General features: G+C 60.5%; 12 protein-coding genes and 2 rRNA genes. All 14 read left to right on the top strand.

Annotated features, from left to right (window positions below; all coding sequences use genetic code 11):
* Window positions 1–239 (top strand): 23S ribosomal RNA (locus tag VMH22_07395); the annotation flags it as partial.
* A 43-nt stretch (window positions 240–282) separates the two neighbouring features.
* A 5S ribosomal RNA gene (gene rrf / locus VMH22_07390) occupies window positions 283–399 on the top strand.
* 244 nt (window positions 400–643) lie between these two features.
* Entirely contained in the window at window positions 644–1,252 is a 609-nt protein-coding gene (locus VMH22_07385) for a prepilin-type N-terminal cleavage/methylation domain-containing protein (protein HTW91519.1), read from the top strand.
* 107 nt (window positions 1,253–1,359) lie between these two features.
* Window positions 1,360–2,313, top strand: coding sequence for an ABC transporter ATP-binding protein (locus VMH22_07380; protein HTW91518.1), 954 nt, complete (start codon window positions 1,360–1,362; stop codon window positions 2,311–2,313).
* Entirely contained in the window at window positions 2,310–3,077 is a 768-nt protein-coding gene (locus tag VMH22_07375) for an ABC transporter permease subunit (GenBank protein HTW91517.1), read from the top strand. The genes VMH22_07380 and VMH22_07375 overlap by 4 nt, the downstream gene beginning before the upstream one ends.
* Window positions 3,078–3,226: 149 nt before the next feature.
* Window positions 3,227–3,979 (top strand): hypothetical protein, encoded by a 753-nt coding sequence (locus VMH22_07370; GenBank protein HTW91516.1) that lies wholly within the window; start codon window positions 3,227–3,229, stop codon window positions 3,977–3,979.
* 60 nt (window positions 3,980–4,039) lie between these two features.
* Window positions 4,040–4,576: a prepilin-type N-terminal cleavage/methylation domain-containing protein gene (locus VMH22_07365; protein HTW91515.1), complete on the top strand. Its 537-nt coding sequence runs from the start codon at window positions 4,040–4,042 to the stop codon at window positions 4,574–4,576.
* A gap of 62 nt (window positions 4,577–4,638) precedes the next feature.
* Window positions 4,639–5,181 (top strand): prepilin-type N-terminal cleavage/methylation domain-containing protein, encoded by a 543-nt coding sequence (locus tag VMH22_07360; protein HTW91514.1) that lies wholly within the window; start codon window positions 4,639–4,641, stop codon window positions 5,179–5,181.
* Window positions 5,181–6,008 (top strand): prepilin-type N-terminal cleavage/methylation domain-containing protein, encoded by an 828-nt coding sequence (locus VMH22_07355; protein ID HTW91513.1) that lies wholly within the window; start codon window positions 5,181–5,183, stop codon window positions 6,006–6,008. Before VMH22_07360 ends, VMH22_07355 begins: the two co-directional genes overlap by 1 nt.
* Complete coding sequence (locus VMH22_07350) at window positions 6,005–7,168, top strand: prepilin-type N-terminal cleavage/methylation domain-containing protein (protein HTW91512.1); 1,164 nt, start codon at window positions 6,005–6,007, stop codon at window positions 7,166–7,168. Before VMH22_07355 ends, VMH22_07350 begins: the two co-directional genes overlap by 4 nt.
* A gap of 21 nt (window positions 7,169–7,189) precedes the next feature.
* Complete coding sequence (pilM, locus tag VMH22_07345; protein ID HTW91511.1) at window positions 7,190–8,809, top strand: type IV pilus assembly protein PilM; 1,620 nt, start codon at window positions 7,190–7,192, stop codon at window positions 8,807–8,809.
* A 96-nt stretch (window positions 8,810–8,905) separates the two neighbouring features.
* Window positions 8,906–9,388, top strand: coding sequence for a type 4a pilus biogenesis protein PilO (gene pilO, locus VMH22_07340; GenBank protein HTW91510.1), 483 nt, complete (start codon window positions 8,906–8,908; stop codon window positions 9,386–9,388).
* Window positions 9,385–9,960, top strand: coding sequence for a hypothetical protein (locus VMH22_07335; protein HTW91509.1), 576 nt, complete (start codon window positions 9,385–9,387; stop codon window positions 9,958–9,960). Before pilO ends, VMH22_07335 begins: the two co-directional genes overlap by 4 nt.
* Window positions 9,961–10,017: 57 nt before the next feature.
* Window positions 10,018–10,512 (top strand): hypothetical protein, encoded by a 495-nt coding sequence (locus VMH22_07330; GenBank protein ID HTW91508.1) that lies wholly within the window; start codon window positions 10,018–10,020, stop codon window positions 10,510–10,512.
* The last annotated feature ends 94 nt before the right edge of the window (window positions 10,513–10,606 follow it).

Genomic DNA, 10,606 nt, shown 5'->3' with positions numbered 1-10,606 from the left:
GTACCTCTGATGTACGAGCTGTCCTGCCAAGGGCACTGCTCGGTAGTCAAGTACGGAAGGGATAACCGCTGAAGGCATCTAAGCGGGAAGCCCACCCCAAGATTAGGTTTCCCGTGTGACCCCCGCAAGGGGAGTCACCCTGAAGGCTCCTGGTAGACTACCAGGTTTGATAGGCCACAGGTGGAAGCGCAGCAATGCGTGCAGCCGAGTGGTACTAATCAGCCGTGCGGCTTGAGATTTCGGTCTGCTTCTTCTCCTTTTACATTCTGGAGTCAGATTATTCCCGGCGGTGATACCGGAGGGGCCACACCTCTTCCCATTCCGAACAGAGACGTTAAGCCCTCCAGGGCCAATGGTACTGTGCTGGCAACGGCATGGGAGAGTAGGTCGCTGCCGGGTTTTTCTTTTCCTGCGGCGGTGCCATTGCCCATGCACTGCCGTCCGGACTGTGTCAACCGGCGGCTCGAATAACCGCTCCGCGCTTTTTTTGGTTGACACGGATACCCGGGGGGGTATTATCTACGCGAGTATGGCATTCGTGATGCACTGTCGCGCAGTCCGGTTAAGTTCCGGGCTGTCTGATCGCGTGTTGCGTTTGCCCGCTCATTCCAAATCCAAAAAAGAGAGGAGGTGAAACCCAAAAATGAATAAGAAGGGCTTCACACTGATAGAACTTCTCGTCGTCATCCTGATCATCGGCATCCTGCTCGCCCTCGTCATCCCGAACTTCGTGCTGTTCGCGGAGCGCGCTCGCCGCGTATCCGTCAAGAACAACATGCACGTGGTTCAGACCTGCCTCGAAGCGTATGCGACCGACCACCAGGGCAACTACCCCGGCGATGAATCCGACTGGACAGACCAGGAGGACATCATCTACGCGTATTTCCCGGGCGGCGACCCGATCGGTACAAGCGGCACGCCGAAGTACGGCGGTGCTCCCATCAACCCGTACACCGGTCAGCGCTACAACACCGAGGAGCAGGGCGACCTGAACTACAACCCGGATGAGCTGGACGAATCGGGCCTCAACGCCGAGGTTCGCAGCGACGATGAGGCGTGCCCGTACATGGACCGTGGTGCAGACAACGACATGCAGGGCACGATCACAGTTCTGGGCTATACCCCTGAAGACAACCCGCTCGTGGTTGTGCAGGAGTACGGCATCTGCGGTTATGGTAAGGACATAACGGAGCCGATGTTCGATCGCGATGAGACGACCGGAGAGTACATCTACTTCGTGCTTCACAACTAGGCGCTCCATCGGCGCCAACTGGGCGGGGCTTCGCGGCCCCGCCCACGCTTTTTCAGGGGCTGCGGCCGGCTTGACTCTTTTGCGACCACTTCTATAATCGCTCTGCGATGTCGAGCCTGCCCGAGCCCGTGATCAGCGTTGTCAGGTTGAGCAAAGTCTACCTTTCCGGGTTTCGGATGAAACGCGTGCCGGCGTTGAATGACATAAATCTGGAAATCGAGCGGGGCGAGATCTTCGGATTCCTCGGACCGAACGGTGCCGGCAAGACGACGCTGATCAAGATACTCATGGGGCTGACCGAACCCACGGCCGGCACCGCGTTTGTCTTCGGCCGGCCTCCCCGCGACGCTGCCGCCAAGGCGCGGCTCGGCTTCCTGCCGGAATCACCCTATTTCTATGACTACCTGACTGCCAGGGAGTTCATGGAGCTGGCCGCGCGGCTCTCGGCGGTCCCGAAGTCGGAGGCGGCCGGTCGCATCACCGGGCTGCTGCGGCTGCTCCGCATGGAGCACGCCGCCGACGCCCAGATGCGCGGGTTCTCACGCGGGATGCTGCAGCGGATGGGAATCGCGCAGGCGCTCGTCGCCGACCCCGAACTGGTGGTGCTGGACGAGCCGATGGGCGGGCTTGACCCGATCGGGCGCAAGGAGTTCCGCGACATCATTGTCGACCTGCGCGAGCGGGGCAAGACGGTCTTTTTCTCGACCCATATTCTCTCCGACGTGGAGCTGATCTGCGACCGCGTCGGCATCGTCATCGATGGCCGCATGGTGGAAGTGGGTCGCCTCAGCGAGATCCTCACGGGCGATGTCGAGTCGATTGAGGTCACGGTCAGGGGAGTGACCGGCAAGACGCAGAAGATCCTCGAACGGGTTTCACAGCACTCAATCCGGTCCGGTGACGAGTTGCTGCTTACCGTCAAGAGCGAGGAGGACGTGGATCGGGTCATGGCCATCTGCCGCGAAGTCGGCGGTGTCCGGGTGGTCGGGCTGGTTCCGCGCCGTCGAACGCTCGAGGACTACTTCATGGCCCATGTGGCCAAGGCCGGGAGGGCTTCGTGATCGATCGCGTGTCCGGCGTCGCGCTCAATACGTTCCGCGAGTCGATCCGGGACAAGGTGCTCGTCACGCTGATCATCTTCGCGGTCCTGGTCATGGGCAGCGCCAAGGTCATTCAGCCGCTGGCACTCGGCGAGGAGGCCAAGGTCATCAAGGATCTGGGTCTCTCGGCGATCACGCTGTTCTGCGTGTTGATATCGATCCTGGTCGGCGGCCGCCTCGTGTACAAAGAGGTCGAGAGACGCACCATCTATATCATGCTGGCCAAGCCGGTCCGGCGCTGGGAGTTCGTCCTCGGCAAGTACCTCGGCCTGATGACGGTTCTGGTCGTGAGCCTCGCGGTGATGACCGCGGCCTTCTATGCGATCCTGCTGCTGATGGGTACCGGAGTGCAGCTCTACCTGCTGCTGGCAGTAATGATGACTTTCTTCGAACTAGCCATCGTGACCGCGGTCGCCGTGATGTTCTCCACTTTCTCCACACCGATTACCGGGGCGGTGTTTACGTTTGCCATCTACTTCGTCGGCCAGTTGACGCGCGACCTGAGACTGCTGGCCGCGATGAGCCCTTCCCCGGTTGTCAAGGCGGTGAGCTACTTCCTTTACTTCGTCCTGCCCAACCTGAGCAACTTCAACATCCGCGCGGAGGTCGTCTACGGCGCGCCGCTTGACCCGTACGCGCTCGCGCTCACGGGCCTGTACGCCCTGGTCTACGCGGCGACGCTGATGCTGGTTTCGGCGGCGATATTCAACCGGAAGGAGTTCTAGCACTGGAACTGACCGAAGTCGGACCCCGCCCGCGGCCGTCAGGCGGGAGAGGTCCGCTGGCGCACATACTCCCGGCGGTTCTGGTCATATGGGGATTCGTCGGTATCTATCTTATCCAACTCTCGCTCGACCGGGCGGGCGAGAACAAGATGCGGGAAAAGGCGATCGCCGAAATGACCTACTTCCCCTCCGGCCGGTTCGTGCGGGAGGCCCCGATCGAGTATCAGAGCCTGGCCGCCGACCTCGTCTGGCTGCGGGCCATCCAGTACTACGGCTTTCACCTCACCTCCGACCGCAGGTATGAATGGCTGGGCCACCTTTTCGGCATCCTCACATCCCTTGACGACCGCTTCATCGGAGCATACCACTTCGGGGCCATCACGTTGGCCTGGGATGCGGGCAAGCCGCACGAAGCGCTGGACTTTCTGAACAGCGGCATGAAGGCCAACCCGCTGAGCTGGCAGATAGCATTCGACGCCGGCTTCATCTGCAACACGCTGCTGCACGACTACGACCGGGCGAGCACATACTTCGAGGTGGCGTCGAAGATGCCCAATGCCTGGTTCATACTCGCGCGCTGGGCCGCGATCGCCAAGGCCAAGGCCGGCGACTTCGCAACCGCCCGGGACATGTGGCTGGACATCCTCAAGGGCACCGAGAACAAGGCCCTCAAGGCGCTGGTCGTCCGCCAACTCAAGAACTTGAACCTGGCCGAGGCTACCGACCGGCTCCAGAAGGCGGTTCAGCGCTTCCAGGAGGATCGCCACCGGTTGCCGACTGACTTGCGGGAATTGACGGCGGCCGGGTACATCGAGCGGATTCCGGAGGAGCCGTTCGGCGGGCAGTTCTACCTGAAAGACGGCAAGATCCTCACGACGACGCCGCCAAACCAGCGACAGTAGCCAGCGGCTTAACTTGACAGACTGGCATTATTGACCTATAACTGAAGCGAGGAGAAAACTATGCGCGACTCTGATAGAGCCTTTACGCTGATAGAGCTGCTACTTGTGATTCTGATACTGGGTATTCTGATGGGTATGACGATTCCGCGAATCACCATTGTTCGTGAGCAGGCCCGTGAGGCCGCCATGAAGATGAACCTTCACAACGTGCAGCTGGTTATCGAGGAATTTCACTCCGAGTACGGCTACTACGCCGAGGATTTTTACGAAGACGGCTACGGTGCGGATTTCCCCGGCGGAGTGTACAATCAACAGATAGGTACGCTGCCGCTCAATCCCTGGACGAGCCAGCGGATGGACCCGGACGACTTCAACCCCCAGGACTACGACAATGAAACCGACCTGAGCGACAATAACGAGGGTGGGGCGAACGACCAGTGGGGGTACGACCCCGGCGAGATCGTGTATGGCATGTGGACGCCGGACGGAGTGGAGTATCCGACGGGGTACGGGCTGGTTGGAATGAACAAGGTCGGAATGTCCATGCGCTCTTACGACCAAAATGAGGATCCGATCATATTCGTGCTGCACAGTTAGGAGAAGAGATGCCGCGGTTTTCATCCTTGACACCGCTAGTGCGTAATTCTATAATTCCTGAAGTGAACAGCACTTCACGTAACGCGCACGGGTTCACGCTTATTGAGTTGCTGGTCGTGATATCCGTCCTGGGGCTGATCCTTGCTTTCTTCGTTCCGACGATAGCCGGCCGGATAACGCAGAACGCACGGCGGGTGGCGACCCTCCAGGGATTAAGGGTGCTCCGTGATGCGATTGCCGGCAACCCTGACGTCCAGATGAGCGGCGAGATGGTCACGTCAGGATTCAAGAACGACGTAGGGCGGTATCCCTACGACCTTATCGAGCTTGCTACCAGCAGACCGGACACCGGGATATACACTTCCATCGTCTATGTCGGCAAGGGAATCCTGCCCGCCTGGGATCCCTATATAAAGAAGGGGTGGAACGGACCCTACGTCCGGGAAGACGGCCGCATGGGTTACCGCTACGACTCGTGGGGCGACACGCTGCGTCTCTACATAGTGGGCGGCGAGACCCTCGGGATTGAAAGCCGCGGGCCGGACCAACTGTGGAACGGCACTCCGGGGGCGAAGGACACCGACGACATCATAGTGATGTTCTGATGTTGAAACAGATTCGCGGCCGGACCAGTGGCGTGACCCTGCTCGAACTTCTTGTTGTACTCATGATATTGAGCATTGTCCTGACGGCCGCGGTTAGGACGTGGGACGTAACTCTCGAGCGGGGCCGGGCACAGACTACAGCGATGAAGCTGAGCACGCTGGTCAAGGCCATCGAGGGCGACCCCGACTATATTGTCACCGGCCAGCGCGCCGACTTCGGGTTTGTCGGCGACATGGGCCGGATGCCGGACAGCCTTGTGGAACTCGCGGTCGCTCCTCCCAATTCTCCGCTCTGGCGGGGGCCGTACCTGCGGTCGACCTTCAGCGAATCTCCCAATGCTTACGAGATTGACGGTTGGGGCGACACGATAATCTACGGATACCAGGCATACGGAAAGGACAGCCTTTTCCTGCGCAGCCACGGCGGGCGCGGGTTCGTGGACCCGACAAGATGGCAGACCGACAATCTCATCTACTCGTATGGCGCCCTGATGGAGAACAACATATCCGGCCAGATTATCGATGAACACGGCAGCTCGCTGAGTCCTTCGTCTCCCTATATAGGTAACCTGAAGGTGATAGTCTACAGGCCGGTGTTGGGCAAGATGGATTCGAGCTATATCGCCGTTGGTCCCAGCGCATCCAGCTTCACGTTCACGGGCATCGCCCAGGGGACGGTGCGGCTCGTGGCGATGTATGTCAGTGCAGGAACACCGTCCGTCACAGTGATGACGACACGAGATGTTCCCGTCTATCCCGGTATCGGGATGCAGGGTATCAACATGCGTCTCGGACTAGACTGGAATGATCTTCCAAGCGTACCATGACAAGGAAGTGTCAGACGGAATCTAGACCGGGTTTCACCCTAGTGGAGTTGATGGTCGTGCTGCTCATCATCGGTATCTTGAGCACAGTCGCGCTCAGGACCATCGACGCGACCCGGGACCGGGGTCTGTTTGACCAGACCACGAAGGCGATGAACAAGCTCGTCCAGGCAGCGGTCGGTAACCCGGACCTTACGTATGACGGGAGGCGGGTGGACTTCGGCTTCTTCGGAGACATGGAACGGCTGCCGGATGTCCCGCTCGACCTCCTTGAGCGACCCAATACCAGCGACGCGTCGATCTGGAACGGCCCTTATCTGCATCCGACCGGCGTCGAACCCGACTCCGACTATCTCAAGGACGGATGGGGGAACAGCTACAGTTTCAGTTCTGGTTCCGGCACATTCATGAGTACGGGCAATGGCAAGTACTCGATGACCATGCGTCTGGCCGACTCACTGCCGCAGTTGAGCCAGAACACAATCACCGGCACGCTATCCGACGCGGATGGCAACCCGCCGGGGTCAACCCTTGACAGCAGCATCAGCATCAGGTTCTACTACAACAACCCTATTCTCCACGGGAAGGCGTATGACTCATTGATCCCGACCGCCGGCGGCTACTACAATTTCTCGCCGGGTTCGCCCACCGGGTTTCAGGGCGTGCCGATGGGCATACACAAGCTGCAAGCAATCATGTCCGGCGAGACGCTCACGCGCTGGGTGACGAGCCAGCCGCGCTCCCGAACGGTCGTCGACATGAAGTTCAACCTGTCATTCTGGACCAAGCTCGTGCTTGTCGGGCAGCCGGTACCGAAGCTGGACAGCACGGGCTTCTATATCGTGATCGGGAACGAGCAGAAGCAGGATATTACCATCGATTCGCTGCAGTTCATTACGTCCCCGTCCAATGCCTACATGATGACGTTCATCATCGACGGAACATCCTACTCGCCTCCCCTCGGCGTGGGGCCGGGGGGGGCTATTAATTTCACGCCGGTGACAGTTCCAGCCAGCATGGCGCGACAAGTGATAATCAATTTCCTGAACTTCAACCAGAATCAGGATGGAAGCGGCGCAGATGCCAAGGTGGTTGGACAGCAGTTTAAGATAGGCTTCAGTGATGGCTCGGAGATAGTGTTCACGGTTCCGAATCCATCGTGACGATTGACATAAGGAGGAATATTGGCAACCGGTAGCGTCTTCGGCAACCTGTTCGGCGGCGGCGGCAAGGGCACGCTCTGCATTGATATCGGTTCCAATTCGGTGAAGTTCGTGAAGTTGGAAGGCGGCCGCATCACCGATTACGGCTTCAAGGAGATCGGCGAGGCGTTCGACGTACCTTCCATCCTGCGCGAACTGGTCAAGGATTACCGACCGGGCGAGGTGTTCAGCTTCGTGTCGGGGCCGTCGGTGAGTCTGCGCCAGGCCCCGTTCCCGAAGATGAACCGCCGCGAGCTCAAGGATGCAATCGTGCTCCGGCTGGAGAAGTACTCGCCGTTCACCATCGACGAGGCGATTCTCGATTTCAAGGCCCTCGGTCCGGTGCGCGAGGCCGGTGCGATCAAGGACAACGTCATGGTCGTGGCCGCGCGGAAGGACATAGTGTCCGACCACATCTCGACGCTGCGCAAGGCCGGCCTCGAGCCGTCCGGCATCAGCGTGATTCCCTTCGCCCTGCAGGCGGCGGTGAGGAAGTACGGCCGGGTGCGGCCGGACGAGACCGTCTGCCTGCTCGATATCGGCGCCGAGTTTACCGACATGATCTTCATGAAGGGCGAGCGGCTTGACCTTGCGCGGACGATCACGACCGCCGGCAACGCCATCACCGAAGCCATGACGGTGGCCATCACGACCGAGGAAGGGCAGCTGGCGCTCGACGCCTACGATGCGGAGAACATGAAACGGAAGTACGGCCTGCCGTCGGAAGACTCTACCGAACGGCTGCCGTCCGGCATCATGGCGAAGCGACTGGCCACTTTGCAGCGGCCGGCGCTCGAGCGCTTCGTGGCGGAAATCAACCGTTCCATCGACTACTACCGTCGTGAGTTCGGCGAAACCAAGATCGACCGGCTCCTGCTCTGCGGCGGCACCGCCGCGATGAAGGGCCTGCGCGAATACATCCAGACCAGCCTCGGCATTACCGCCCAGCTCTTCGACCCGTTCAAGGACTTCGGGTTGTACAAGAAGGGCACGGCGCCGGAGGCTGAGGCCGGATACCGGCTGGTCGCGGCGCTGGGCCTGTTCTCCGACCACACTGCGGTCGACCTGCTGCCGGTGGAGATGAAGACCGGGAAGTTTGTCGCCCGGGACATCCGGCTGGCGGTCGGCCTCGGCATTCTGTGGGTGGCAGTCCTTGCCGTCGTGTACGTCCTGCTGGCCGGCTGGTCGCAGGCATCGAGTGCGCAGGTCGCCCGCTTGAAGCGCGACCTCAAGGCTACCGAGGACGCGAACCAGGAGTACTTCGCGCTCGAAACCCAGGTCAAGGACATGGAGACCAAGCAGCGGAGTCTGACCGGCGTCGTCGGCGAGCAGATCATCTCGGTACCGGTGCTCGCCCAGATGACGACGATGGTGCCGGCCAATATCCAGCTCAGTTCCCTGGCTCTGACCGGACAGAACAAGGTGAAGATGACGGGGATGGTGTCGGATGAACCTTTCCTGCTCGACATCGACCTCTCCCAGTTCATGATCGACCTCGAGAACAGCCCCGGACTTCAGCAGGTTCAGCTTATGTCGAAGAACCGGAGTACGCTCCAGGGCGCATCAGTCCTGGAGTTCGAAATCCAGTGCGTAACGGAGTGAACCATGGCATTACTTGAGAGACGCATACTGCTTATCGGTCTGGGGGTCTACGTTGTTCTTGCAATCGCAGCGTGGTTTGCGCTGTACCAGCCGCGAATGAAGGCGCGGCAGGACAACGCCGCCCAGATTGCCCAGTTGCAGAAGCAGCTCGATGACACGAAAGCCCGGGTTCAGGGCATCGGCCAATTGCGCCAGCGCATGGCCGAACTGCAGAAGGAGAACGCCAAGTTCATCGCGCGGGTAGTCCCGCGCTCGCAGATGCTGTCGATGCTGCGGCAGTTGGCGCAAATGGCGACGGAGCGGAAGGTGCAGTTCATGGAAATCGATCCGCCCTCGCTCGACACTCTGATGCTGCAGGAGACCCCGACTACGCCGCTGCGCGCGGTGCCGTTTACGGTCACGGTTCAGGGCCGCTACACCGACATCGGCCAGTACGTTGAGAGCCTCGACAAGTTCCCGTATTTCGTGCGCGTGCCGGACTTTGAAGTCACCGCGCGCGACGACATCCGCCCGGAAGTCGAGGCCAAGCTGCTGGTCAATCTGGTTGCTTCGAGCCTGACCACGGGTGGCAAATTATGAGAAGGATCGTCCTTGTAATAGGGCTGGTTGTCGTCGTGGCCATCGCCGGTTTCTTTCTGCTGCGGCCGAAGGGCGGCGCGGCGCAGACGCAGAACACGGCCGCTCTCGCTGACTCTTCGCAGTTCGGTGGCAGCGCCGGCGCGACTCACAAGGCCGGCGGCAGCACCACCTCGAAAGCCGGCAAGGTAGCCGGGACGCTCAAGGCGAGCACCCTGGCGGATCGCAAGGCGAAGGCGCAGCAGATCCGTGACGCCGAGCGGGCCCGCAAGAAGGAAATGAAGCGACAGGCGCGACAAAAGACCCAGATGCTTGCCCGAGCCCGCGGCCGACACGGCGGCGCGACCCGCGCCGGTGCGGCGATGTACGTGCTCAAGGCAATCGTCGCGCTCGGCAACGATAATTATGCGCTGGTCGACAGCCGAAAGGTGCAGGTCGGCGACGTCGTGCTGGGGCGGAAGATAGTCCAGATCAGTCCCGACCGCATTGTGATTGAGGCATTCGGCAAGCAGAGCACGGTTCGAGTCGGAGAGAGCCTGGTGCCTGCGTCGTATGTCCCGACTTCAGGAAAGTAGATTGATGCGATGTTCTGGTAGAGCGTCTGCCGGCATCCTGATGCAGAAAGGGGTATCTTGAGACAGAAGATTCTTGTTCTTTTGGGCATAGCCGTGGCGGTGCTGGCGTTCTACACCTTCGTGCTCCGGCCCCAGCCGGAGATCAGGGGCGTGAGCGCAGCGGCAGCCGAGGCGACGGGCGCCAAGGCCAAGGCAGCAGGCCCCAAGGCCAAGGCGACCAGCGCCAAGGCCAAAGCGGCGCAGCCGGCACCGACGGCCGTGAAGACAGCCGCAAAGCCTGCGGACACAACCGGCGCGCTGGCGCCGAAGGTATTGCCGCCGGTAACCTGGGGCGCGGACCCGTTCGTCCGCGACTGGGTCACGGTGAATGAACTGGCTAATCTCAAACTGAAGGCGGTCACGCTCGGAGGCGACAAGCCGTACGCGCTGGTCAACGACCAGATCCTGCAGGTCGGAGATGAGATCGGTGGCAAGAAGGTAGTCAAGATCGAGAGTGACAACGTAACACTGGAGCAGGGCGGACGAACGTTCACCTTGCTGCTGGGGGAGTGAAACTATGACCAGGAAAACAGCGATTCCATTGCTTTTAGTCGCCTGCCTCTGCTCGGTGCTGCTGGCGCAGGAGCAGATCAACGTCACCGACGTC

Source organism: bacterium, assembly GCA_035505375.1.
Classification (GTDB): Bacteria; Hydrothermota; Tepidihabitantia; order Tepidihabitantales; family Tepidihabitantaceae; genus UBA2258.
The sequence above is the reverse complement of the archived record's forward strand: the minus strand, read 5'-3'. Positions and strand labels throughout refer to the sequence as shown.

Coding starts and splice junctions, on each gene's coding strand:
- VMH22_07350 (HTW91512.1), top strand. CDS start 6,005: ATGACAAGGAAGTGTCAGACGGAATCTAGACCGGGTTTCACCCTAGTG.
- VMH22_07370 (HTW91516.1), top strand. CDS start 3,227: ATGCGGGAAAAGGCGATCGCCGAAATGACCTACTTCCCCTCCGGCCGG.
- VMH22_07365 (HTW91515.1), top strand. CDS start 4,040: ATGCGCGACTCTGATAGAGCCTTTACGCTGATAGAGCTGCTACTTGTG.
- VMH22_07335 (HTW91509.1), top strand. CDS start 9,385: ATGAGAAGGATCGTCCTTGTAATAGGGCTGGTTGTCGTCGTGGCCATC.
- pilO (HTW91510.1), top strand. CDS start 8,906: ATGAAGGCGCGGCAGGACAACGCCGCCCAGATTGCCCAGTTGCAGAAG.
- VMH22_07380 (HTW91518.1), top strand. CDS start 1,360: ATGTCGAGCCTGCCCGAGCCCGTGATCAGCGTTGTCAGGTTGAGCAAA.
- VMH22_07385 (HTW91519.1), top strand. CDS start 644: ATGAATAAGAAGGGCTTCACACTGATAGAACTTCTCGTCGTCATCCTG.
- VMH22_07355 (HTW91513.1), top strand. CDS start 5,181: ATGTTGAAACAGATTCGCGGCCGGACCAGTGGCGTGACCCTGCTCGAA.